This is a genomic window from Sphingobium sp. TB-6 (genome assembly GCF_012927365.1).
In the GTDB taxonomy this organism is placed as follows: domain Bacteria; phylum Pseudomonadota; class Alphaproteobacteria; order Sphingomonadales; family Sphingomonadaceae; genus Sphingobium.
In genome coordinates, this window is sequence record NZ_JABBGL010000032.1 from 1 (window position 1) to 22,429 (window position 22,429).

At 59.4% G+C, this 22,429-nt stretch carries 23 protein-coding genes and 3 pseudogenes; 9 read left to right on the top strand and 17 right to left on the bottom strand.

The annotated features are described in order from the left end of the window. Positions 1 to 125: 125 nt before the first annotated feature. Positions 126 to 245 (top strand): annotated as a pseudogene (locus HHL26_RS23090) (HU family DNA-binding protein); the annotation flags it as partial. Between the two features lie 234 nt (positions 246 to 479). Here HHL26_RS23090 and HHL26_RS23095 read toward each other — a convergent pair. The 3 genes from HHL26_RS23095 to HHL26_RS23105 form a co-directional block, all read right to left on the bottom strand. Then, on the bottom strand, positions 480 to 1,529 hold the full coding sequence (locus HHL26_RS23095) for a nucleotidyl transferase AbiEii/AbiGii toxin family protein (protein WP_169576840.1): 1,050 nt from the start codon (positions 1,527 to 1,529) through the stop codon (positions 480 to 482). Next, a complete protein-coding gene (locus HHL26_RS23100; RefSeq protein WP_169576841.1) occupies positions 1,522 to 2,133 on the bottom strand; it encodes a DUF6088 family protein in 612 nt (203 codons plus the stop codon). The genes HHL26_RS23095 and HHL26_RS23100 overlap by 8 nt, the downstream gene beginning before the upstream one ends. Positions 2,134 to 2,308: 175 nt before the next feature. Continuing rightward, a complete protein-coding gene (locus tag HHL26_RS23105) occupies positions 2,309 to 3,364 on the bottom strand; it encodes a type IV toxin-antitoxin system AbiEi family antitoxin (RefSeq protein WP_240962573.1) in 1,056 nt (351 codons plus the stop codon). A gap of 529 nt (positions 3,365 to 3,893) precedes the next feature. Between HHL26_RS23105 and HHL26_RS23110 the strand changes: the two genes are divergently transcribed. Together HHL26_RS23110 and HHL26_RS23115 are read left to right on the top strand one after the other, a co-directional pair. Beyond that, on the top strand, positions 3,894 to 4,718 hold the full coding sequence (locus tag HHL26_RS23110) for an alpha/beta hydrolase (protein WP_240962575.1): 825 nt from the start codon (positions 3,894 to 3,896) through the stop codon (positions 4,716 to 4,718). A gap of 418 nt (positions 4,719 to 5,136) precedes the next feature. Then, positions 5,137 to 5,838, top strand: a complete 702-nt coding sequence (locus tag HHL26_RS23115) for a response regulator transcription factor (protein ID WP_169576844.1) — start codon at positions 5,137 to 5,139, stop codon at positions 5,836 to 5,838. Between the two features lie 294 nt (positions 5,839 to 6,132). Here HHL26_RS23115 and HHL26_RS23120 read toward each other — a convergent pair whose 3' ends face one another. From HHL26_RS23120 to HHL26_RS23170, 12 genes and pseudogenes are all read right to left on the bottom strand, one after another. Continuing rightward, positions 6,133 to 6,738, bottom strand: coding sequence for an RES family NAD+ phosphorylase (locus tag HHL26_RS23120; protein WP_206377600.1), 606 nt, complete (start codon positions 6,736 to 6,738; stop codon positions 6,133 to 6,135). After that, a complete protein-coding gene (locus HHL26_RS23125; RefSeq protein ID WP_169576845.1) occupies positions 6,739 to 7,497 on the bottom strand; it encodes an XRE family transcriptional regulator in 759 nt (252 codons plus the stop codon). Positions 7,498 to 7,589: 92 nt separating this feature from the next. Continuing rightward, on the bottom strand, positions 7,590 to 7,763 hold the full coding sequence (locus HHL26_RS23130; protein WP_346765626.1) for a DUF6771 family protein: 174 nt from the start codon (positions 7,761 to 7,763) through the stop codon (positions 7,590 to 7,592). A gap of 66 nt (positions 7,764 to 7,829) precedes the next feature. After that, positions 7,830 to 8,924 (bottom strand): relaxase/mobilization nuclease domain-containing protein, encoded by a 1,095-nt coding sequence (locus tag HHL26_RS23135; RefSeq protein ID WP_169576846.1) that lies wholly within the window; start codon positions 8,922 to 8,924, stop codon positions 7,830 to 7,832. Then, positions 8,924 to 9,475: a hypothetical protein gene (locus tag HHL26_RS23140; protein ID WP_346765627.1), complete on the bottom strand. Its 552-nt coding sequence runs from the start codon at positions 9,473 to 9,475 to the stop codon at positions 8,924 to 8,926. Before HHL26_RS23140 ends, HHL26_RS23135 begins: the two co-directional genes overlap by 1 nt. Before the next feature lie 178 nt (positions 9,476 to 9,653). Further along, complete coding sequence (locus HHL26_RS23145) at positions 9,654 to 10,532, bottom strand: ParB/RepB/Spo0J family partition protein (protein ID WP_169576847.1); 879 nt, start codon at positions 10,530 to 10,532, stop codon at positions 9,654 to 9,656. Next, on the bottom strand, positions 10,532 to 11,176 hold the full coding sequence (locus HHL26_RS23150) for a ParA family protein (protein WP_346765628.1): 645 nt from the start codon (positions 11,174 to 11,176) through the stop codon (positions 10,532 to 10,534). Before HHL26_RS23150 ends, HHL26_RS23145 begins: the two co-directional genes overlap by 1 nt. Before the next feature lie 7 nt (positions 11,177 to 11,183). After that, positions 11,184 to 11,267 (bottom strand): annotated as a pseudogene (locus tag HHL26_RS24655) (ParA family protein); the annotation flags it as partial. Further along, a complete protein-coding gene (locus tag HHL26_RS23155; RefSeq protein ID WP_169576848.1) occupies positions 11,264 to 11,419 on the bottom strand; it encodes a hypothetical protein in 156 nt (51 codons plus the stop codon). The pseudogene HHL26_RS24655 and the gene HHL26_RS23155, both read right to left, overlap by 4 nt. A gap of 148 nt (positions 11,420 to 11,567) precedes the next feature. Further along, positions 11,568 to 11,897 (bottom strand): single-stranded DNA-binding protein, encoded by a 330-nt coding sequence (locus HHL26_RS23160; protein ID WP_169576849.1) that lies wholly within the window; start codon positions 11,895 to 11,897, stop codon positions 11,568 to 11,570. A 442-nt stretch (positions 11,898 to 12,339) separates the two neighbouring features. Beyond that, on the bottom strand, positions 12,340 to 12,759 hold the full coding sequence (locus HHL26_RS23165) for a type II toxin-antitoxin system PemK/MazF family toxin (protein WP_169576850.1): 420 nt from the start codon (positions 12,757 to 12,759) through the stop codon (positions 12,340 to 12,342). After that, complete coding sequence (locus tag HHL26_RS23170; protein ID WP_169576851.1) at positions 12,734 to 13,000, bottom strand: type II toxin-antitoxin system Phd/YefM family antitoxin; 267 nt, start codon at positions 12,998 to 13,000, stop codon at positions 12,734 to 12,736. Before HHL26_RS23170 ends, HHL26_RS23165 begins: the two co-directional genes overlap by 26 nt. A gap of 473 nt (positions 13,001 to 13,473) precedes the next feature. Between HHL26_RS23170 and HHL26_RS23175 the strand changes: the two genes are divergently transcribed. From HHL26_RS23175 to HHL26_RS23185, 3 genes are all read left to right on the top strand, one after another. Next, the gene (locus HHL26_RS23175) at positions 13,474 to 14,670 is read left to right on the top strand and encodes an AAA family ATPase (protein WP_169576852.1); all 1,197 of its coding nucleotides are present in this window, start codon (positions 13,474 to 13,476) and stop codon (positions 14,668 to 14,670) included. Further along, the gene (locus tag HHL26_RS23180) at positions 14,667 to 15,740 is read left to right on the top strand and encodes a ParB/RepB/Spo0J family partition protein (protein ID WP_169576853.1); all 1,074 of its coding nucleotides are present in this window, start codon (positions 14,667 to 14,669) and stop codon (positions 15,738 to 15,740) included. The genes HHL26_RS23175 and HHL26_RS23180 overlap by 4 nt, the downstream gene beginning before the upstream one ends. 77 nt (positions 15,741 to 15,817) lie before the next feature. Further along, positions 15,818 to 16,942: a replication initiator protein A gene (locus HHL26_RS23185; protein ID WP_240962574.1), complete on the top strand. Its 1,125-nt coding sequence runs from the start codon at positions 15,818 to 15,820 to the stop codon at positions 16,940 to 16,942. Between the two features lie 163 nt (positions 16,943 to 17,105). Here the strand turns inward: HHL26_RS23185 and HHL26_RS24425 are convergent. Next, positions 17,106 to 17,644: pseudogene (locus tag HHL26_RS24425) on the bottom strand (transposase); the annotation flags it as partial. Between HHL26_RS24425 and HHL26_RS23200 the strand changes: the two are divergent. Both HHL26_RS23200 and HHL26_RS23210 read left to right on the top strand, forming a co-directional pair. Continuing rightward, entirely contained in the window at positions 17,622 to 18,122 is a 501-nt protein-coding gene (locus tag HHL26_RS23200) for a hypothetical protein (RefSeq protein WP_169576856.1), read from the top strand. The pseudogene HHL26_RS24425 and the gene HHL26_RS23200 sit on opposite strands and share 23 nt — an antisense overlap. Before the next feature lie 1,437 nt (positions 18,123 to 19,559). Beyond that, positions 19,560 to 19,796: a hypothetical protein gene (locus HHL26_RS23210; RefSeq protein ID WP_169576858.1), complete on the top strand. Its 237-nt coding sequence runs from the start codon at positions 19,560 to 19,562 to the stop codon at positions 19,794 to 19,796. A gap of 143 nt (positions 19,797 to 19,939) precedes the next feature. On the opposite strand, the gene HHL26_RS23215 is transcribed toward HHL26_RS23210, so the two are convergent. Further along, entirely contained in the window at positions 19,940 to 20,992 is a 1,053-nt protein-coding gene (locus tag HHL26_RS23215) for a hypothetical protein (protein ID WP_169576859.1), read from the bottom strand. Positions 20,993 to 21,184: 192 nt separating this feature from the next. On the opposite strand from HHL26_RS23215, the gene HHL26_RS23220 reads away from it, so the two are divergent. Continuing rightward, positions 21,185 to 22,420: a site-specific integrase gene (locus tag HHL26_RS23220; RefSeq protein WP_169576860.1), complete on the top strand. Its 1,236-nt coding sequence runs from the start codon at positions 21,185 to 21,187 to the stop codon at positions 22,418 to 22,420. Positions 22,421 to 22,429 lie beyond the last annotated feature (9 nt).

Below are 22,429 nucleotides of genomic sequence, written 5' to 3' on the forward strand. Positions count from 1 at the left end.
CTTGATCGAGGGGACTGGTGGCTCTGGTCACACAGGGCTTCGTGGAGGCTTGAGCTGCATGCAGGGAAACTTGCACGTGCAGTTCTAAGGGGGGAGCGGTCCGGTAACGGGTCGCTCCTACCCGACAAGACAGCCCGGCTCGTGAAGGCCGCAATCCGGCCAATGGGGAAACCATTCAAATCGCGGCTTCGAAGAAGCTGACCTTCACGCCTGCTAAGGCGGTCAGAGATCAGTTGAACGGCTGATTTTGGTGAGCGCCGTCGGACGCGACGGCGCTCCATCATCCATCAAAAATGTCACTTTTTCTGGCCCGCTAAAGTGACACGCCTGCCATTCATGCTGGCCGAATGTCGATGTTGGCAGTTCGCGAATTATGTCAGTAGAAAGTGAACTGGTTGGAGTTGTTCGTAGTTCATGCAGTGGCCACGAAGTGAGAGTGGCTAAGTAACTGGCAACGAGTGTTCCTTGACCTCGCCGGTTCACGGAGCGTTGATCGCCTCCTCGATACGCGCCATACCTTTGATCAGCGCATCAAAGGACGGCGGCGCAATCATGAACATCTCGCCCATCGCCGCGTAGTCTTGGGCGAGCCGCTCCATCATTTCCTCGGTGGGCGATAGTCGCAGTGATCCCAGGAAGGCGGTCTCGTATGACGCGGACTTGTCGGCGAACATAAGGCTCTTGTTGTGGACAACTTGCTCGAGGAGTTCCGGCCGCGCCAGAGCCTTAGCCGTGAGGCCAGCCCCGTCGAGCATCAGCACGTCATAATAATGGCGCGAAAGCCCATCGCGCAGCTTGGCATTATGATGGAGCGCATGAAGGATCGTGACCTTCTCCCAGAAGGTGCGCTCAACCGCCAGCGTCGGCACGTCGGTTGCGGAATCCAGTAACTCGTCGGGAAAGTCCTCGGCCAGATAGGGAATGATGGGGCGCATGGCGAAGGGCTCGGTATCGCCGCGCGCGCCAAATTCGAGCTTGATGCGCGGCGTGATATAACCGCCTCCGTCGCCGCCCCCGTAATTCTGACCATAGGCAAAGCCGTAGCCCGAACTGCGCGGATAGACGAAGAGGACAGTCTGCTGGTCCTTGTCGTCAGGGTCGAGCGACAAATCCCAGCCTTCGCTCGTGCCAAGCGCGGCTTCGATCTCACGCGCGAGCACCGGCATAGCGATCGTCCCGACATAGGCTTGGGCAGCCGCCTTCAGATCCTTGGTCCGCCGCTCGCGCTCCTTGCCGCTGATCCCCGCCTCCATCGGCGACGCCACTGTGTCCAGGAGCGGCGCCGACCGGCTGATGGTGAGGTCGATATCCTCCGAGAACCGCTGGATGATATCATACGCCTTGGAGAGCGACGTACCACCCTTGAAGGTCATATGGCCCGCAAGATCCACAGCACGAATTAGGCGCCGCAGGGTCCAGCAAACCCAGAAGTCCTTCTCAATGATGATCGGCGTGAGGTCCCGGCGGGCTGCCGCTTCCTCAATATAGGCGCGGCGATCCGCGGCGGGACGGCGGGCGAACTCATCCATGGCGCGCAGCCTGGATCTTCAGGACAATGTCGCCCATCCAGCCCGGCATGGCCGGGCGGGCCGCGACGAGTGCGCGCGTTCCGGCATCGTCGAGCCTCGCGGCAAAGCGGTCGATTGCGTCCGCGTCGATATTACCCTTTCCTAGATGCGCAAGTGCCTGGACGATCGCATTCACAGATTCCGGCCCGTCAAGCACTGGCGCACGGCTGTGTCTCAAGGTGACGCTGCGGCCGCCCGCCCTGGCGGTGCGGGTGCGGCCGCTGGTGGCGTAGCTCGCCCGCGCGGGCACCTGCGTCGAGAGGCCAAGGCTATTGGCTGCCGCCGCCCCTGAAGGCGCGAGTGCATCACCGCTCTGTGCGGAGAGCGCCTGGGCAACCTGGTCGGGATCCGGGCTCAGAGCACCAAGCTTGTCATGCTGGCGGGGATAGTCGTAGAGACCGCGGCCGATCCGGCGGATGTCGCCGGCATGGGCCAGACGCGACAGCGCCATATCGACCGAGCCGCGTGTGCCGAAGTCGACGAACTGCTTGGGCGTAAACACCCAGCCACGGCCCTTGCCACGCACACGCTTCATGATCCGATCAGCCACTGCAGACATATCCATGCTCCCGTCTGTTAGATAATAGCATGGTTTTTTCTAACAAGCCATGACCTCATATTCGGAAAAATTCATTGATTTTCTGTACAGTTCTATCAGATATGACTGATCACGTCCCCTTTGCGGTTCAAAAGAAAGCGGTGGACCAACTGGCTGATCTTGTAGCTTTGCGGTTCCTGATTCATGGAGCCCGGTCTAGGAGCTTTTGCCGAAGATGGGCAGCGGCTTCTTGCCCGCGATCCCCACCTTGCATCAAATCAAGGTAGGTTTGCACAGGACTGGTTGCAATCCGTCCTTCGCCCACCGGTATGGCATCATCCAGAACCCCTTCTTCTTCTGGGACGACGATGATGACATTCGCACCCTTTGGCGCCTGCGTCGTTGCGAGAAGTTGATCCAGCGCGGCCAGGCCCGCCTCATCGGCGTAGAAGTAATGATTGGGATGACGGGCAAATGGAGACTGCCATTCAGCCGCGGAGAATGAGGCGAGCGCTACTTTGCCGTCGAGCGCGTCGAGACCTCGCAGACGCTCGGCGAGGCTACTGCCGTGGAGGGTTGTATAGCGCCGGAATTCCTCGCCCTGGGGCGGCCGGTAATTTTCCGCCCAGCAGTCGAGGAGATCCCCAGGCGCGCTCAGACGCAGGCCGGCATTGGTCTGGTCGGCCCATCCTCTTTCCCGCAGCACAGAGCTGACATTACTGACTAGGCCGACGCTCACCTGGGCGGCCTCAGCAAGTTCCACCGTTCGCCAACTCCGGCCAGGTTCCGCCAGCAATCGACGCAAGATGCGCGCCGATTTGGGCTGGTAGAGCGACCGCAGCACCCGCCGCTCCGCTTCTGGACGCCCTGGAACTTCGCGCTCGATATACACGGTATCGAATGCAATCAGCGCATTACCCATGAAATCGAGATATCCAACCCGCTCATCCTTGCAAACGTCACGGGCTTGAGGCGACAAGTAGGGCGCCATGACGATCGGTATGGCATCGATATGCGCGTCCTGAAGGTAGGTACGCAGTTGACGGGCCGCATCTCTTACGATCCTCGGCTGGCCGCTGCTTTTCACGTCCACCGCGAGATGGAGTGGCCTATCTGCAAAGCGGCCTTCGACACGTATGTCGATGCCTTTGTCTCTATTGCTTGGATCGTCGCGCAGGATTTCCTCAATCTCAACATTGGGGAAATTCGCCAAGAACAGTTCGAGGCTACGGGCAGCTTCACGCGCTGCGTTCACCATATTATGCGGTTTCATCGACGCGTTGAATACGTCATTCTGGTGAAAAATGGCAATGTTTCACTAAAATAGCGATTTCAACGAAATGCTGAAACTATGATTTTAGTGAAATTCAAAGATGACGCCCGAGGCTGGGCCGCGCGATGTGGAGGCAGGGGCAGCGTCAGCGTTATACGAGGAGTAGACCGCACTCCCGAAAGCCGATTAAGTTCCATCCACTCGTCGGAAAATTGCCTGAACGAAAGTTAATCTTGTTCGGTTCGTCGCAAAAAAGCGCTATAGGAGTCGTGCGACCCAAAGGCGAGCCTCTCGGCCCAGCTTCACCCTTTTACATCTTACCTTGGTATTCCCGAAATTCGCTGCCTGGCTGACCGTGTTTGACGATCAAAGGACCCGATTCACAAAGAAGTTCTGTCGCATTCGCCCCGATGGCGTTTTCGCGCTGGGCCGCGCATGATCATTCGCCTTGGGTGGAGGGGCAATGAACCGGCGATTCAGATGGGTAACGGCAGGAGCAACTCTTGTGACCGCCATGATCGGCGCGGCGTGCTCGCCTCTGCTGACATTCGACATGCTGGTTCCCAAGGATGACGGCGGCGTCAAAGTGGCGAGCGACATTTCCTATGGCGAGGGAACACGGCAAAAGCTGGACATATATGCGCCGCGTCACGCTGCAGCGGACGCGAGGCTGCCGATCATCCTGTTCTTCTATGGTGGCTCCTGGGCCAGTGGCACGCGAAATGGCTACGCCTTTGTTGGCCGAGCATTGGCTGCACAGGGTTTTCTGGTCATCATCCCTGATTATCGGATCGGTCCAGCCAATCTCTATCCCGACTTTGTGAAGGATGGCGCCAGCGTCGTTCGATGGATTGTTGCTCACGGAAGGGACCATGGCGGCGAACCGACCAATATTGTGGTCAGCGGTCATTCGGCGGGCGCCTACATTGCTGCAATGCTGGCGGTCGACGACCGCTGGCTCGGCACGGATAGAAACGCGATCAAGGGGTTGGTCGGGATCGCCGGCCCTTATGATTTTGCGCCATTCGACGTTCCTGCAAGTAAGGCGGCCTTCGGCGCATGGCCCACGCCTGCCGACACGCAGCCTGTACGCTGGGCAGGCGCAGGTGATCCTCCTACGCTTCTTCTGATCGGCGGTTCAGATGTAACCGTGCGTGCGCGCAACAGCGAGGCCCTCGCCGCAAAGCTGCGAGCTGGCGGCGTCGCGGTCCAGATCAAGCGCTATCCCGGCATCGGTCATACCGGCATGGTGACAGCAATGGCCCGTCCGTTTCGTTACCGCGCAAGCATTGTCACCGACACGGTAAACTTTGCGCAGCGGGTCACAGGCGTTAATTGATCGCGGCTCCATGCGCAGTCATGTTTCGTTGCCAAAAGCAAAGATCAGCTGAACGGCTGATTTTAGCGGGCGCCGTCGGACACGGCGGCGCTTCATCACCCATCAAATAATGTCACTTTTTCTGACTCGCTAAAGTGACACGCCTGCCATTTCATTTGCGGTTTTTCTGCGCAGAGCTTGTCCAGCACAAGAATGGCGGCGGCAAGAAAAGCTACCAGTCACAAGCGACATGGAAGCCGGAGGTCGCTGGTGTGCTGATGAAAAATTCCGGGCTGCTCTTGCGACCACGGCCGTTGGACCATCGAAATCATAGAGCTCCGACAAGGTAGGTCATGCCCCATCGATGAGTTGTAAATCTTTTCTTAACCATTCTTCTTTATCATCCGATTGCTAATCCTGCGTTGTAAAAGGTAATCGGATGCGCTTGCTGCTGATCGAAGACGAGCCGTCGACCGCCAAGGCCATCGAGCTTATGCTCACGATCGAGGGGTTCAACGTCTACACGACCGACCTTGGCGAAGAGGGTCTCGACCTCGGCAAGCTCTATGACTACGACATCATCTGCCTGGACCTGAACCTGCCGGACATGCACGGCTATGACGTGCTCAAGAAGCTCCGCGCGGCGAAGGTGCAGACGCCGGTGCTGATCCTGTCCGGCATTGCGGAGATGGACAGCAAGGTCCTTAGTTTCGGCTTTGGCGCCGACGACTATGTCACCAAGCCGTTCCATCGCGACGAACTGGTCGCCCGCATCCACGCCGTGGTGCGTCGCTCGAAGGGCCATTCGCAGTCGGTCATCCGAGCCGGCAAGCTGGCGGTGAATCTGGACGCCAAGATCGTGGAAGTGGGCGGAAACCGCGTCCATCTGACCGGCAAGGAATATGCGATGCTGGAGCTGCTTGCGCTCCGCAAGGGCACGACCCTGACGAAGGACATGTTCCTGAACCACCTCTATGGCGGCATGGACGAGCCCGAACTCAAGATCATCGATGTCTTCATCTGCAAGCTGCGCAAGAAGCTGGCGCTGGCGTGCGGCGGCGACAATTATATCGAGACGGTTTGGGGCCGTGGCTATGTGCTGCGCGATCCCGAGATGGATGTACAGGCTGAGGCCGCATAGCGCCTCGTGGACGACGGGATTTTTAGCTAACGGTAGCCATCTTCGCTGCCAGATTTATGGCGGCCCGGGCTGCTGTGTCGCTTGCGCCACGCGCCATGTCTTCCCACGTTTCAGCTGAACGCTCGTGCATCGCCTTGCGATTAGGGAGGGGCGTCTTGGCGGCAAGGTCACGCTGAGCCCGAGCGTTGGCGAGGTAGGTATCTATCAGAGACATGGGAGACGCTTACAGCCTGATCGCGGGAAGAGCCAGCTTCGTTCTCTGGTCGTCGCGCTGCTTCTCGGACCAGTCATCCGTTATCGGATCGCGAGTTTAAAATCATCGAGGATGTCTACGAAACCTCTCGCCTTCATCAACGGGGCCGTCCCCATGCTGGCAAGGGCGGTTATAGCTCGATCATAAACAGCGACATTATGTTCACCATTGAGCCGCGACGGGTAGATGATACCGTCAATGCCAGCCCCATGCTCGTGAAATGCAAGCGACCATTTGCGCGCTAAGGATTGCCGTTTTCCGCGTACAACTTCGCTTGGTATACCCATGCGCACAGGACCATCCCCTCGCAGGTCGAGTAAGCGGAGGTCGCGTTTTGGCGTGATCGCCGCAACGGATCGAGCCATGAGTTCGGCTTCATCGAGCGGAAGCTCGTCGACCAAAGCATCTCGTCGGTCGCGCAGCACGGCTTCGAGAAAGCAAACCTTCAACGATGAGCCCAGATACAGAACGCCAAACCGGTTCGCTTCGACCCGCCTCCGTGGGTCGCTGAATCGACTTTCCGATTTAGCAAAGCCGAGGGGATCGTGATGATGCGCCCAGTAGATGCGTCGAAAAGCCGACCCTACGGGAATAATCGCAATATCTAAATCGGCGCGCGAAAAGGCGGCAGGCGGCGTCAGCATCATTCAGGCAAACGTGCCCTCGGAGATACCTTGCGCAACACCGACCGATCTCTCATCCCAGCCTCGTCGCAGAGCTTCGCAACCCGTCATGCCGTCCAACTCACTGTGCGGTTGAACAAGGAAGCGATAAACCGCCCATGCGCTGCCCTCGAAGACCTCGAACAATCTGGACAATGCTGCGAACGGCCGACCGTCTTCGCCGATCTGCCACACGGGATAGCGATATCCCCGCGTGGCGCCCTGCAGGCCGAGAACCTGATGGGTTTGCCGCCAGCTATTGACCGTCGCGCGCGTTGTTTTGAGATGTTCGGCAAACGCATCAGCGCTCAACATGTCGTCCCCCGCCAGGATTTCGGCGACGACGTGGCTACCACGCTCACGGGCGTCGACGAGTGCGCGCCCGAGCTCCGCCTCTTCTTCAGCGTCCATCTCAAGGTCGCTTAACGGAGCTGGCCCACTTGGTTTCGTATCGGCCAAGGCATTGACAATGCGCGGCTTGCCGTTGGGCTTGACCTCAACAATGAACTGTAGCGCCGTCCCGGCGCTACGACTCTTAGTTGTTGCAGCCTGCAACGCCTCGAGCACCAGCTCGACCGAGTCATCAGACAACGAGAGCGCGCGACCGATATGCTTGGGCACCGGCATGTGCTTTTGCTCGGCTACGGTCAGAAATTTGCCCGTGCTTGCATCACGCATTGGAAAACGCTTGCCCCTGCCGCGTCCCGGCATGCCCTGGGTGTCGGAAGTGATGGTCTGTTTCATACGTCACAATATGAGCGATTTCGTCAAGTTCGTCAAGTTCGGATAACTTGCTCCAAGCTGACAGTCTCCTCGTGTCCGACAGCGATCCAGGTTCAGCCCTGCGAGCAAGTGCCGGTCTGATTAGCAAGCGCGTCGGCAATCATGGCCGCCAGAGTTTCTTCCGCACGACGACGCGCGCTGGTGTCCTTCGATTCCAGATCATGCCGCAACCATTGCGGCGCGCGCTCAAGCACGCGCAGAATCACGGCGGTCATATTCTCATCCATCGCGGCGCATATGATGGCTGACGGCCTCCTGCGCAACGCAGCAATCACCTGCCCTCGCGTGTTCGGCTATCGCTTTCGATCAGGCGGTGAGCGACCGGAAGATTGTCGCTCCGGCGAATTGTCGCGCTTCTGCACCCGGGCGCGCTGTACGCGTTCCAACGCATCCTTCAGCACCCGGTCCGGCACAGTCTCGATGGTCGTTCGATCTTTCAGGAACGACCGAAGTTCTTTCGCGAGGGCCTGATCACGCGAATCTTGAGACCGCTCGAACTTTTCCGCAGCCTGCTCGTACTTCTGCCTCGTCGTGACCCACCGCTCCTTCGCGCGCACGACAAATTCCGGCGACACCGCCTTTCCAGTGGCAATGGCCAAGGCCTCGCGAGCCTGTCGCATGTCCGCCTCGGTCGGTTGCCGCGACACACCCTGCCTGATCTTTTCACGCATCTGGGCAAGAGCCATGCTGGTCCCCGCCCTCCCCTGCCCCCGCGTCCAACGCGGCGTCGCTTCGCATTCGACACCGCGGCTGCGCAGCGCCTCCGCAAAGACTTCGCGAAATCTGAAGAGATCCTCCCTTCGCGGGTCGAAGCGCCGACCATCCAGCCCTTCGGCCTGCACCGTCAGATGCACATGCGGCCGGGGCGTGTCGGTGTGCAGCGCCATCAGATAATCATGATCGTCGCCAACCATCCGATCGGCGGTCTCCCGCGCCGCCTGCCTTACTGTCTCGGCATCGGTGCCCTCCGGCATGGAAAAGACCATCGCCACCGCCGACACCGTCGCCCGCTCCCGCCAGGTGAGCGGCTCGGACCATTCCTGCGCAATCTGCTGAAGCTCGCCCTTGTCGGCAATCACCTCGCCATCGCGCGTCTCCACAGCGACCTCGCCGTGCCGCCCGATATAGGCGAGATGAGCACCCAGATGCTCGGCGCCCTTCTTGCGTCCGGTGACCTTCACCAGCACCTCCGGTGCCCTTCGGACAACCCGCGCCAGGACCGCACGAGCGTCCGCCCGCGTCGCAGCCGCGCCGCCGCCAGCCCGATACGGACCGGTCTGATCGAAAAGATGCTTCGCATAAGCCAGGTTCGGATCGCCGAAGACGCGCGGACGAAATACCGGCTTCAGCACGCCCCACAGTTCATCCTCGCGCTCGCCAAAGGGCATCAGTCAGCCACCTTCCAGTAGCTGAGGTCATTGCGCAGCGCTTCATCAAGCACCGCCACCTGCGCACTGATTTCCTGCCGCATCTCGACGATGGTGCGCAGCTCACTTTCAAGCTGCAGGCCGTTGTCGGCCATCATCGCTGCGTTGCCCGCCTTCATAGCCTGGTTGATATTGCGGCCGATCCGCTGCAACTGCATCCGCACCGGGCCAAGGCTTGTCCGCAACCCGTCGTCGACATTACCCTTGAGACCGAGGTGCCGGCGCATCAGCGCCTTCACCCACCCTGCCCTGTCGGTTCCACGCTGGGCGGCACGGACGCTGAGCACCGCCATCTCCGTATCCGTCACGCGGAAGGAAATGCGATTGGTCGCCCGTTCCGTGCGCGCCTCGACAGTGGGAGCCTCACCAGCCTGGCACATCGCTTGATCCAACAAGGACCGCAGGAGGGCACTGCGCCCTCCCCTGCCCTGGGCAAGTGCGTCGAACGCGTCGAGCGTCGCCCGATCGATGCGGACTGTCATGCTGGCTTTGGGGTCAGTGGAGGTTGTCACAATGGCGATCCTCTTCCTGTGCTACTAAGCTACTGTAATACAACGAACACCACAACCCCTATCCTGCCCTCAATCAACCTCCACAAAATCGCGTTCAAATCTGTGGCGCAAACCACAGGCCTTCTGTCAGCTGGGAGAGTGAGAAAACGCGGAAGAGAATGCAGGCTCGGGCGCTGGGTTAAAATCGGATGGTGCGTGCCTGGTCTTCACCTTCAAAACACACCACCGCTTCGATCAAGCGAGCGCGCTTTCCGTCGATGTCGATGAACCGCGCGTCTTCACTCTGCTTCCGATCCGGGCGAACGGACGGTGCATCTTGTGCTAGCCTCGGAGCCTTTGCCACAGGGTCGGGTACGGCCGGAACGGGCGCCGGGGAAACGCGCTCCTGCGTTTCCGGGAGCATTCGCGCTGCCGTGTCGCGGCGAGCGAAGGCTTCGCAATCGGCGATCGTCAGTGAGCCGACCGGCGCCCGATCCAGGAACAGCCTCACCCCTGCTTCATCATCAGCAGCCGCGTTCATCAAGGCCACCGCACCGCGGACGGGCAGATCTTCCAGGCGAGCCGCGATAAAATCCGGCGCTGACGCCAGGCTGTGCAGCCGGGAAAGGCGTGCACGATCGCGACCAGTGCCGCGGGCTAGATCAGCAATGCTTCTGCCGCCCGCCACCTGATCGGCAACAAAAGCGATCATGTCGCGCACCGACAATTCTTCGCGCTGATCATTCTCTATGAACTGATCCATGCGCAATTGATCGGGGTCGGACACTTCCCGCACGATCGCGCGTACCGGGCGACCCAGTTGAAGGCAGGCACGCCAGCGGCGCTCTCCAAACTGGATCATATGGCGACCGTCATCATCAGCCGGTGCAACAATGATCGGTTGCAGCTGGCCGCGCGCCGCGATGGTCTCGGCCAGACCATCAATCTCCGCCTGGTCAATCGCGCGGCGCACATTGTTGGGGTCGGCATAGATTTGCTGAGGATCGAGCGACATCACCCTCTCCTGGCTCCCGACCTCGTCCTTAGCTGCGAAGATGTCGAAGTTGCCAAAGTCCATCAGCTTTTGATCCTCTCCATTGCCTCTTCAAGAAAGGCACGCATCGGGGGAAGTGAGGCGCGAACATCCTTGTCGAACCGCCAAACCGGAACCCCGGCCTGAACCGCCTGACTATAATGCGCCCGGTCAGGAAGATGGGTCGCAAACAGATTGCGCCCGATCTTGGCTTTGAGTTCATCCAGCATCGCGAGCTGATTACGATCGTTGGCCTTCACCCGGTTGGCGACCAGCCCCGCAATCCGGATCGGGGTACGTCGGCCCTTCTGATTGACGGTCTGGATCGAATTGGAAAGCTGTTTGGTGGAGTCTGGCCCGAACGGCCCCAGCTCCACCGGCACGATCAGATCATCGCAGACCATCAGCGCAGCGAAGTTGATCCAACTCCAGGCGGGCGGCGTATCGATGACGCAATAATCATAAGCCTCCGACAGCGCGGGGAAATTGGCGCGGAATGCGGCAAGGGCTTTCCCATAGTCGGCATCATACTCGCCGGTCATGCGGTTGGAGTAGATCGCACGTCCCTCCCCGACCGGCGTCTGGAAGCCATTCTCGAAAAGCTGTTTGCACGATCCCAACTGCGCAAAAATCGCGCAGCGCTGTTGAGGCATTACATTGCCGATCGAGGTCGAGCACCAGAACACGATGGCCGGCATCGGCAAGGTGCCAGGCGAGATGGCAGGCGATGGTGGTCTTGCCCGCCCCGCCCTTCTCGATGTTCACGGCGATCGTTTTCATCGCCGGTCATCCCACCAGGAGCGCCGGGCAAACCACCAGGTCTCCTCATCCTCATTAGGGGTGCGCCGCCCTGCCCCACCATCACGCTTCCCGAAAAATCCGAGCACGAAGATGACGAGGAAGATGAGGCCCGCTTCTGCAATGCCGCTCATATCCTACCTCCACCATTTCCCAATTGGCCCTGCTCGCGGTCGCTTGACCCAAGCAGACGACGGGCAGCGGTCCGTCGAACCGCTGCCCGCCTGATTAAAGGCAATTGCCATGATCAGATGGGGCCGCTCCCAAGCGGCCCCACGCTTTCTAGCTGCTGGCCAGTTCGGCGTCGTTCGCCTTGGCCAGGATAGCAAAGCCGTCTGCGATGAGTTCGACCGTGTACCGCTTGCCATCGGGGGCGTCGTAGGAATTTTGGCGGACCCGGCCCGCGATGTGAACCATGTCACCCTTCTCGGCCTTGGCGGCGCGTTCGATCAGCCGACCGAAGAGCGTCACCTCATTCCAGTGGGTGTCGGTGATCCACTCGCCATTATCCTGGCGGTTGTAGTTTGCGGCGACAGAGACCTTGGTGACCTTGTCGAGCTCCGCAATCTTTCCGATGCGGCCGATGATGCGAAATTCAGCGATGTTCTGCACTGGCTTAACCTCCACTCGATCAGGCTAATTCCTGATGGGGGTGACGAGGCAGCGGGGTTGACGGGATCAAGAGAAAAAACGGAGGGTCCACAACGTGGAAGCCGTAACCCCCCGGGTGGTTATTCTCTTGATCTCATAGGGAGCACCGCAGCCCAACTCCATGAAACAGGAATTTTCTGGTCGCGCAACAGCGGTTGACCCGGCTTAACCCGTTGAAAAGGCTTTTCATCTTGTCATAAGGAAAGAACGAGGATTTGCAGAGTCGACCCAGACCTGGAGCCCCTCCCCCCAACCGGTGATACAAAAATGTGGAATGGGGTCTCAGAGGACGAGAATTGCTTTGCTCGGGGCGCCACCCCGTAGAAAGGTATCGGTCACTTTTCGAGCTATCTGGCTGTGACCGATAGAATGAATAGTCGGCGTCGTTGGGAGATGAGATACGTCACTTGGAGCGCCGAGTTGGTGGCACCCGATGTTCGATGATTTTGTTGATCACCAGCCGCCATAATTTCTCGGGCAAGTGGCCGATGAGAGGGCTTCCATCCGTGCCGGCGCGTACGTCGGGGCCGACCCAGGTAAATTCATTAAGGTCGTTCCAGATTATTCGGGCGCGCGGATCCAGCCGTAGCTTGTCGATCACTGGCTGCGGGATGACTATGGAATTCTCCGGCGTGTAATCGCGCGTGGTCAGGGGCGCCGTGATCACGCGCAGGAAACCCCGATGCTCATATGTCGCGACGACCAGACAGGGGCGAATCTTCCGGCCGTCTTCGCGCCCGCCCTCATGTTCCCACCTCCACAGATAGACATAGCGGATGATTTGACCGGGTTGCGGCTTAGTCCAGGAGCTTGTTGTTGTCATAAGATTCGGACGTCGGCTCCGCGTTTATGATGGCGCGCAGGGCATCGTTGCTCAATTCTTCGGGCGCAAGTGCGATGTGATCCAGGCGAGCGAGCCGCTCATATTCCGCAGCGGACATCATGACCACCCGCGCGGCACCGTTGCGTTCAACCGCAATGGGGTGGGTCATCGCCTCATCATAATAATAACCAAAGCGCTTCGAGACTTCACTCGACGTCACCTTATCCAAGGGCAGCTCCATAGGGCCTCCATAGCACAAGCCGGAACGGCACATTCCGCACTTTACGGAATATACGTATCACGCGGAAAGTTGAGAATCAACTCTCGAGCGAGTCTCAGCCTGTTTGCCGGTTGCCTTACCGACGATCACCGCAACATTGCCAGCTTGGCTCGCCCCATTACCAACGTTCGCATTTCTAGCGAAGAAACCGACAATGAGCAGCCCTTCCGTTCAAGCCCGAGAAGGATAAGCGCGGTCGACATTGTCGGCGGCGATTGTGTCATCAGCTACGCAGGTATCCGCAAAACCCACCCAAAGCTGTGCCCCGTCCCAGACAGTGGCCCAAAAATGTGCCTTGTCCGATCTAATAGCAATTTTCCGACAGGATTTGACTAACCATCCGGCATTTGACATATGTATCCGGGATAGCAGGCGAATTTCGGCTTTTTTTGACGAACCGTCCGCCATCGAAATGCCAGCGAGGGGGACTGCCCATGTTGTCGGGCCAGATACTTGATACTATGATCAGCTCTTGCGAGAACGCCAAAAGCGTTCTGCGTCGTGCCGCTATCGATCCCTCCGACCGAAAAACTCTGAATATAACCATGGGCGCTACGGTCGCTGCTGACTTTCTTGGTCGGACCCCTGAGGCACTCGCCAAGGCCGAGGCTCGAGGCCGCCTCCCCGCCCCAAAAACCTCCAACAACGGCCGGCGCTTCTACACGGTCGAAGACCTGATCGCCATTCGCGATGCTCTCGGGATCAAAATGGGTAAGCTTCCCGACGAGCGCGCGGTGGTCGTTGCAGTTCAGAACTTTAAGGGCGGCGTCAGTAAATCGACCACCTCCAAGCATCTGGCCGATTACCTGGCACTGCGTGGGTATCGCGTTCTCGTCGTTGACTGCGATCCTCAGGCTTCGATGAGCGTCATGTTCGATGTGGATCTGGAGGAGCTCGTGGATGAAACCCACACCCTCTCCAATTTCCTGTCTCCGCGTATCGACGAGGCCGACTCATTTCGGAAAACAATCCGGTCTACCGCTTGGCCCAACATTGACATCTGCCCTGCAAACCTGGGCTTGCAGGACACTGAATGGGAATTAACGGCAACGATCGAGGAAGGTCCTCAAGCGATCGCCGGCGCATTTCGCATGCTGCGCATCGGTCTTGAAGAAGTTCGTCAGGATTATGATGTCATTATCCTAGATCCTCCCCCAGCAATGGGTTTTCTGGGCGTCAACACGTTGAGCGCTGCAGACGGTCTGCTGATTCCCGTTCCTGCCCGTCAGCTCGATTACCTTTCGACCATCCATTTCATGCAAACCTGCCGCGAGGCCATGAGCCTGGTGTCGAAATTCGACGCCACGATCGACTACGGCTTCATCCGAGTGGTTTGCACTATGTTTCAGCCGAACCGCACAAACGAAGCACAAATGCTTCAGGTGATGGAAAAGACCTATGCAGGTCAGATGCTTTCCACGCCTATCCTCCTGTCGGAAGAGATTAAAAACGCCGGCATTGCCATGTCGTCAATTTATGAGATCAACAAGCCGTACGGATCGCACCAAACCTATACCCGGTGTCGCGACAATTTGAACTCGGTCTTCCGCGAACTCGAAAAGGATATTTGCAAGCAGTGGCCCTCGCGCCTTACGCAGCTTGGCACTGATCGGTTGACGGAGGCGGCATGAGCAGCGGAGCAGGACGCCGTCGCAGTCTTCTGACGAACGCGATCGACAGCCTCGGAACGTCGCCGGCGATCCCCGATCCCGAGGCAAAAGTAGCGCAGTCTGAGGAAGCGCAGTCAGAGCCGCGTCGGCGAGAACCGTCCCCCCCTTCCTTTCTCGAACGCCGAGGCGTCGCGATTGAAGAGATTGGTCGAACGGTAAAGCGTCTAACTATCCGGCTCCGACCCGACGAATGCAGCGTGTGGCCGGGCAATGCCCGCGAATACGCCAATCTCACCTACGAGCGCTGCGCCTCCTTGATCGACTCCATCAAGGAAGAGAATGGCAACCGGGAACCGGTCGTCGTCCGTAGGACGCCGGATGCCGAGAAGCCTTACGAACTGATCGTAGGCACCCGACGTCATTACTCGGTCTCATGGCTCCGCGAAAATAACCATGCGGAACTTGACCTCATCGCGCGTATCGAAACGCTTGATGATGAAGGCGCATTTCGCCTGGCGGACATCGAAAACCGCGAACGCGAGGACGTCACCGATCTGGAGCGAGCTCGTAATTATCTCCATGCCATCGACGCCTATTATAATGGCGTTCGCAGTCACATGGCCGACCGCCTGGCAATCGGAAAGCAAAACCTGCACAATCTGCTACAACTCGCAGAGCTTCCAAATGAGGTGGTGCAAGCATTTGCAGATCCGTCGGACCTAAAGGTTCGTCACGGGATGAAACTTTCACCGCTCCTCAAACAGGCGGACTTTCGAGAAGCAATTTTGGACGTAGCGCGCGAGCTCGCAAAGGAGCAGGCTGAGCGTCGTGCATCGGGCCAAGAGCCCATTGATGGCCCTCAGGTCTATCAGCGCCTAGCCGCTGCCAGTTCCAAAAAGGAGGAAAAGCCCGCGCGACGCCCGAAGGCAGCCGTGAATTCTGCGGGAGGCGATGAGATCGGTCTGATTGTCTCTGACACAAAGGCTAAGGGAATCACCATCAACATCAATCCTAAGCGTTCGATCGATGTGGAGGAGATTCTCACAGCTCTACGTCCGGTGATCGAGTCAGCGAAATTCAGCAAGCGATAATTCATATTTTATCGTTCAAAAACAATGATTTAATTACGAGTAAAACATGTTTTACTCGCTGATCTCCAGGAATGGCTATGGCTTTGAAAAAGGATGCCCGCGACGACAGCCAGGTTGACCTGTTTCTCCCGCAACTCACTGCCCTGCCCTTGCGCGATCAGCGTGAGACAATGGAGAGACCGTTCTTTTCTCTGTCAAAACGTAAGCGCCTGAAGCCAATCGACTATATCAGTCCCGATCGCAAGGTGACCGTCCATGTCAGTGCCAACTCGGAATATGGCCTCGCCACCATCTACGATCTCGACATTCTGATTTACTGCGCATCGGTCCTAATCGAGTATAAGCGGCAAGGGAAAAACGACATTCCTCAAACGCTACATGTCGTTCCATATGACATGCTATCTACGCTGAAGCGTGACGTCGGCGGACGGGCATATGAATTGCTCGGTAACGCCCTTGATCGCCTGCAATCAACCACTGTCAAAACGAACATCCGATCCGGCGACGCAGTGGAAACGACATTTTCCTGGATCGACAGCCACAGCCAACTCAAAGACCGTAACGGCCAAGTTCGTGGCATGCGGATTACGCTTGCGAAGTGGTTTTACGATGGCGTCCTCATGGAAGGCGGCGTTCTCGCCATCGATCCAGCTTATTTCTCGCTAACGGGTGGACGTGAACGTTGGCTCTATCGTGTCGCTCGTAAGCATGCTGGAGGCGCTGGTTCGGACGGATTCTCGATCTCGATGCCAACGCTGTACGAAAAGTCAGGTGCTGAAGGCGATTACCGGCGCTTTAAATTCGAAATGGCGAAGATTATCCGGGAAAATGGCTTGCCTGGATATTCGCTGGAACTGATCCAGCGCGACGATGCCGAGCCAATGCTTCGGATGACCAAGCGTGATGCCGACAGTAAGGACGCCACCCCCTCCCCAACGGCACCATCTACAACAGATACGAAGCCGAAAAACACAGCGGATGTAGCTGGTGAAGATCCGATCAGCTTCCCTGTACAAGGCTCCATCGCATTTGACGCCTTTGGAGTGATCGCCCGCGCAAACCTTCCTAGCCCGCAACGTGATCATTCAGCGGTGGCCGACGAGTTCCGCAGCTTTCTAAAGTCGCGCAAAATCGCTTTCGATGCTCAAAATATCACGCAGATATTCGCAACATTTTGCTCCAAGCAGCGATCGGCAAGCTGACGAGAGCTACACCGGAGGAGTCCGTCCACCCTCCCCCGCCCGTATCGAGATTGATGCTAAAGCGCTCCCCGGTACTACAAACATTGCTTCGGACGAGATGATGTCCCGCAGCGTGGTGTAGCTGAGGATGATCCCAGCATTTTCCGGCGTCGGTATGGGCCGCTCATACTCCGGAAACAGCCGAGAGCACGGTGATGGGATTGCCGCTGACCGGGCCCCTGGTTTCTACGGTCATGAAGGGGGCAAACTGGCCGGCCCATTCGCGTCGCTCTGTTCCATGAGGATAGCGACGTTCAGGCGAGTGATGGGAGCCTCACTGGGGAAAAGTGCCGACAACGTCGTTCCTGTGTGTTTGGTTTCGCCGAGCCGTTCGATGGGGTTGGTGCTGTAGAGCTTGGCGCGGGGAAGCTCATATAAGCCAACTTCAAGTTCAGTTTCGTCCATCAGGGTCGCCAGCTTAGACACTTTGGGCCGGATCTAGTCGGCGACGGCGCGCCATTGGTGGCTCGCGGCTTCGGCGGTCTCCCTGCGCGAAGGCGTGGCGATGAAGGCGGAGACGACCCTCCGGCCGCTCTTTCCGGCGTGGGCCAAGGCATCGCGCGTGAAGTGCGCCCTGCAGCGTTGCCACCTGGCACACAACAACTTGGCGACCGCCTTGATGCCTTCATGCGCGTCGGAGATGACGAGCTTCATCGTGATTCCTTCCGTCAGGTTCGAGTGTCGCAATCCAAACCTATCTGGAAATCACGGTGGCCACCTCACTCCTCAACAAACCACGCTGCGAGACATCCTCTTGGACGACAAGTTCAGCGTTCCCGAAATCCCGAACCGCATGCGCACTTCGCGCAAAAATCTCCACGTCGCTCAGCGCCACATTTCCCACAGCGAAGCGCCCCACGCTGTCAGCAATGACGATGAATTCCGCCTTCGGGGCTCTAGAATCAGTGTTTTCCGGAAAACAGAACTGCGCCCGCTGCGTCGGCAGGAGGACGACCTTCTGCTTGTGGAATGGCGTGACAATCCTGCGCGGGAGGCGCCAAGCGCTGCGCTGGCCGTAATGGAGCAACCAGATCTGACCGAGCATTTTGAGAGCCACAACAAAGCGGCCTCGAAACCTCATGCGGGCTATTCATCTCTTAGAGAGGGTTGCTTTACAAATACGTTCGCGGACACCGGCTAGCGTGCATCCCCGGTATTTCAGGAACGCCCAAAACGCGACAATTCCAACCTTTCCTGAGTCCCACTTACAGACCAACATTACTAGGACGACATTGCGCGCGCATCAAAGCCCATGCAGCTTTGAATACCCAAGTCTCAATGGGCAGCAGGATCGCCAAGCTGGGTGTTCCACCGCGCGCAATGAAGAGGCACGACGTCGTTCCTGAAATACCGCGTCTGCGCATTCAGTCGAGCCGAAGGGGAGGGGAGGCAGCCGTTCCTAATGTCCCGTGGCATTCCGTCAAACAGGCCGCCGAATCTGCGATATCCCCTAAACTATGCCTGCCATTGATGAGCCTCCAGAATTGGCCTCTTCTCGGCGTTCCTAATGTCCCGTGGCTGAGGGCTTGGTAATTCCACAACGACCGTTCACCTGTCTTTGGCGCGCGGTACCGCTACGTCGCCAACTTCGTCGGAACGAGCCGCCGCGAACCCGCAAAAACGGGACTTTTCTGCGGGTTTGGAGGCAGGTAAAACATGTTTTACTGGACCTTGGGTCCATCTTTGACGCCCGCAATGCCACGGGACTTCAGGAACGCCTCACGGTACATTGGGAACCGAATCACGGTGCATTAGGAACACAAGCTTCGGGACTTTAGGAACATAGTCACGGGTTTTCAGGAACGCCCCTAATCGACCGACTCGTGCTGACTCCGCGATTCGCGGTAGATGCGGATGCCTTTAACCTCTTATGGATTCTCTTAAAGGATTTAAGGGGCGCCTACGGCGCTTCCTTCTTTAGATAAATTTGACAAGCTACGGCTTCGATAGCGGATAGCCCATCACTAATCCGGCATTTCTCACCTCGATGCGTCCGTCACTCCAGTTCAGCTAGAGCTGGCACGATCCGCGTCCTAACTTCCCTGGCCACATCCGATGCACACCCGACGGAAAGGCGTCTAATCACCTCGGCAACGTCGCGAAAGGGGTTGCTGGTGGCATCGGGAGCACAACGACATGCTTGGCAATGTCATGGTGGCAGCCCCGCGTCCTTCTGTCCACCAAGCGAGGCATCCCGAGCTATCCGGTGGATGAGAATGATCCCACATGCATCATCCGGCGGTTGGACGGTCAGACGGCGCGGCCCCCGATCGTTGACGGACAGTTTGTCGAGATCAAATGACCGGCCTTCGAAGCGCGATCGATCAGATCCTCCAAGCGCAGACCGAAACAGAAGAGCCGCTGGCCATCATCCTGGCTGGTCATAAGGGTTCAGGCAAATCGACGTCGTGGCGAAAGTTCCTCTCCTCTCAATGAGACTCGCCGCTGCTCCATGCGGGTCGGATGATGCGGTCCTTCCTCCCGAACCGCGAGGGAAGGGGGCTCTACCGGACTAGGCCCATCACTGCGCGATGATGGCCAGGGTTGGCAGCAGGTGCAGCATGAGCGCAGGCATGCCGTGGAGCTGGCCAAGCTCGTCTCCCGATTTCCGCGTACCCAAATGGCGATCCATGCCGGGATGAAAATCGCGGATGCCACTGTGCTCACGGACAACAGCCGCCCCGAGAAGCAAGCTATTACCGTCTGCCGGGTTCCGCTCGGAAACGCTGCCCTGTATGACAGGCGAACGGACGGCGGTTCCGTCCTTGTGGCAATTGTGGATTGGCTCGAGATCGTCAGTCCCGTGGCGTCCTAAGCGAGGGATTGTGGAGATCGCGTGGTCGCGAATACTGTAAAAACAGAACAAAGCATGAAACGCCCCAAAATGCCCACAGAAGCCCGCAGGGCGCTTTTTGAGGTTTCAGGTACCCACGCCTTATCGCCAATGCATTTTGCCGCTCAGGGAGGCTCTGGGAGGAGCCCATTTTCGTCCCCTTCCGCCCAGAAATCAGCAGCAAAGGGATCAGCCGCAGGTCGGAGCCGCCGACCCGGGGCAGGTCGACCTGGGGCAGGTTGACTGACCGGGATGGCGTAGCTGCGATAGCTCGCCTGCCCGGTGCGTTCGAGCAGCAGCCCTTCGCCGACCGCAATGGTCAACAGTTTGATGGCTCCGGCTGACGTCAGCTTCAGCGCTTGCGCCACCTGGCCGCTGGTGACAGTGGGACGGGCCATGGCGAACCGGAGCACGTCCTTCAGGCGCCCGAGCCGCCGCCGCGCGGTGAGGTGGCGGGCGACCCGCTGGGCATAAGCGCGCAGGCGGGTGTCGGTCTCCAGATGGACTTCGGCGCCCATCTGGATCGCGTCGAGCCAGAGCCTGTCGAGTTCGGCGCCACGGGCAATCTTCCACAGGCCGCCGGCGTGCCGTAGGCCGAGCGCGGTGAGTCCGCCGCTCGAGCCGGGCCAGCGTCCGGCACCCCAGCGATCGCCGATCAGCAGGCTCGCGACCAGATCGCCGCGTCCGAGCGGCGCGTGCTGCCGCCACAGGGCTGCGATGCGGCCGCTATGGAGCAGGGGAGGGGAGGGGGGTAAGGCACGACACGCTTCCTGCCAGCGCGCGATCGCGGCAAGGCGCTCGGCAGGATCGTGCGCGATCGGGGCGTCCCACGCGCCTGGGTCGAAGGCGCGCGGCGGGTCGGCCCCGAACCAGGCGAGCAGCGCGACGGGGTCGTGGGCGAGGGCGGTGAGCGGGATAGGCTGGCCGATCGCCTGCTTCCAGTGGGTCAGGTCGTAGGCGGTGGCCGCCACTCGCCCGCGCGTATCAATTATGATAGCCTCATCGGGCAGGTCCAGCGAGTCCAGGCCGGCGAGCGCCTGGCGTTCGGCCAGCGCCATCCGCGTCGGCAGGGGGCCGCGCACCGGGCTGAGCGTCACCCGGTCGGCGAGGCGGGCGAGGGCGGCCTGAGCGTCGGCATAAGCGAGCAGTAGGTCGGGCGGGGCAGGGGCGATGGCCATTTCCGCTGCTTTATGCCAAAATTTACGCCGTCCGAAAAGCCGTTATCCTCGTGCTTTTGACCACCGCTATTCAACGGAAATACCCGTTCGGAAAGTGTGCTTTTGCCTCTGTTGATATAAACATGCGATAAGTGCAGTTATCATATCTCCATATTTGACGCTTCTCTATAAGGTGGGCTACACAGCGCGCCGATGGATCACGCTGCGCCGATCGATGAAAACGCCCTGACAGCCGAAGAAAGCGGCGCGCCAGCGCCCATTCCTTCGGGCGACGATCTGTCCTGGGCCGTAGTTAAGATGCGCGCCGGCGAAACCATCGTCGTCAACGCGCCGCTGATCGCCGCCTACCAGGCCGCGTCGTCGCCGCACAGCATCCGCGCGCTCAAATCCGACCTCGAGGCGTTCGACCTCTGGTGCCGGCGCCACAACCGGATCGCGCTGCCGGCGACGCCGGAAACCGTGGCGGACTATCTCGATGCCCGCGCGGGGAAGGGGAGCAAGCCGGCGTCGCTTGGCCGCTACAAGGCGTCGATCGCCAAGATCCACCAACTGCTCGATCTCAAGGATCCAACGCCGGCCTCGCTGGTGAAGTTGCGCCTGCAGGCGATCCGTCGTCGCCTCGGCACCGCACAGAAACAGGCGCGGCCGCTGCGGTTCAAAGGGCCGGTGCGCAACGTCGAGCGCGACGAGCCTCGCGGGCTCAACGTGCGGGCGCTGCTCGAGAGTTGCCCGGAAGATCTGCCGGGCCTGCGCGATCGCGCCCTGCTCTCGTCCGGCTATGACACCGGGCTGCGTGCCTCCGAGCTGGTCGCGATCGAAGTCGAGCACATCATCGAGGCGATCGATCCCGATGGCCGGCTGCTCAGCATTCCGCGCAGCAAGGGCGACCAGGAAGGCGAGGGGGCCACCGCCTATCTGAGCCCACGCTCCGCTCGGGCGATCGCGGCCTGGTTGGAGGCCTCGGGGATTGAGAGCGGGCCGGTGTTTCGGCGCGTGAACGTCCGGCGCTACAGGGCGAAGGCAGCGGTGCGTGGGCGGCCGATCGACAGCATTACAGGGCGGGAAGCATGGGATCTGCGCAAGACGCTTCCGAAACGGGCTGTGCCGGCGCGGGTGGAGTATGATGTGGGGGAGGGCGCGCTCCACCCCGCGTCGGTCGGGCCGATCTATCGAGCGATGATCCAGCGGGCGTTCGATCTCGGCGCGCTGCCCGATCTGACGGCCGAGGATCTGGCTCGGCTGCTGAAGGGAATCAGCGCGCATTCGACGCGGGTGGGGCTTAATCAGGACCTGTTCGCGAGTGGTGAAGATCTCGCCGGGATCATGGATGCGTTGCGATGGAAGTCGCCGCGGATGCCGCTCGCGTACAATCGCAACTTGGCGGCAGAGCAAGGGGCGGCCGGTCGGTTGATGGCAAAAATCGCTTAGCTCGCGGCT

Coding starts and splice junctions, on each gene's coding strand:
- HHL26_RS23095 (WP_169576840.1), bottom strand. CDS start 1,529: ATGGATGAGTTCGCCCGCCGTCCCGCCGCGGATCGCCGCGCCTATATT.
- HHL26_RS23100 (WP_169576841.1), bottom strand. CDS start 2,133: ATGGATATGTCTGCAGTGGCTGATCGGATCATGAAGCGTGTGCGTGGC.
- HHL26_RS23105 (WP_240962573.1), bottom strand. CDS start 3,364: ATGGTGAACGCAGCGCGTGAAGCTGCCCGTAGCCTCGAACTGTTCTTG.
- HHL26_RS23110 (WP_240962575.1), top strand. CDS start 3,894: ATGATCGGCGCGGCGTGCTCGCCTCTGCTGACATTCGACATGCTGGTT.
- HHL26_RS23115 (WP_169576844.1), top strand. CDS start 5,137: ATGCGCTTGCTGCTGATCGAAGACGAGCCGTCGACCGCCAAGGCCATC.
- HHL26_RS23120 (WP_206377600.1), bottom strand. CDS start 6,738: ATGATGCTGACGCCGCCTGCCGCCTTTTCGCGCGCCGATTTAGATATT.
- HHL26_RS23125 (WP_169576845.1), bottom strand. CDS start 7,497: ATGAAACAGACCATCACTTCCGACACCCAGGGCATGCCGGGACGCGGC.
- HHL26_RS23130 (WP_346765626.1), bottom strand. CDS start 7,763: ATGGATGAGAATATGACCGCCGTGATTCTGCGCGTGCTTGAGCGCGCG.
- HHL26_RS23135 (WP_169576846.1), bottom strand. CDS start 8,924: ATGCCCTTTGGCGAGCGCGAGGATGAACTGTGGGGCGTGCTGAAGCCG.
- HHL26_RS23145 (WP_169576847.1), bottom strand. CDS start 10,532: ATGGACTTTGGCAACTTCGACATCTTCGCAGCTAAGGACGAGGTCGGG.
- HHL26_RS23155 (WP_169576848.1), bottom strand. CDS start 11,419: ATGAGCGGCATTGCAGAAGCGGGCCTCATCTTCCTCGTCATCTTCGTG.
- HHL26_RS23165 (WP_169576850.1), bottom strand. CDS start 12,759: ATGACAACAACAAGCTCCTGGACTAAGCCGCAACCCGGTCAAATCATC.
- HHL26_RS23170 (WP_169576851.1), bottom strand. CDS start 13,000: ATGGAGCTGCCCTTGGATAAGGTGACGTCGAGTGAAGTCTCGAAGCGC.
- HHL26_RS23175 (WP_169576852.1), top strand. CDS start 13,474: ATGTTGTCGGGCCAGATACTTGATACTATGATCAGCTCTTGCGAGAAC.
- HHL26_RS23180 (WP_169576853.1), top strand. CDS start 14,667: ATGAGCAGCGGAGCAGGACGCCGTCGCAGTCTTCTGACGAACGCGATC.
- HHL26_RS23185 (WP_240962574.1), top strand. CDS start 15,818: ATGGCTTTGAAAAAGGATGCCCGCGACGACAGCCAGGTTGACCTGTTT.
- HHL26_RS23200 (WP_169576856.1), top strand. CDS start 17,622: ATGACGAGCTTCATCGTGATTCCTTCCGTCAGGTTCGAGTGTCGCAAT.
- HHL26_RS23215 (WP_169576859.1), bottom strand. CDS start 20,992: ATGGCCATCGCCCCTGCCCCGCCCGACCTACTGCTCGCTTATGCCGAC.
- HHL26_RS23220 (WP_169576860.1), top strand. CDS start 21,185: ATGGATCACGCTGCGCCGATCGATGAAAACGCCCTGACAGCCGAAGAA.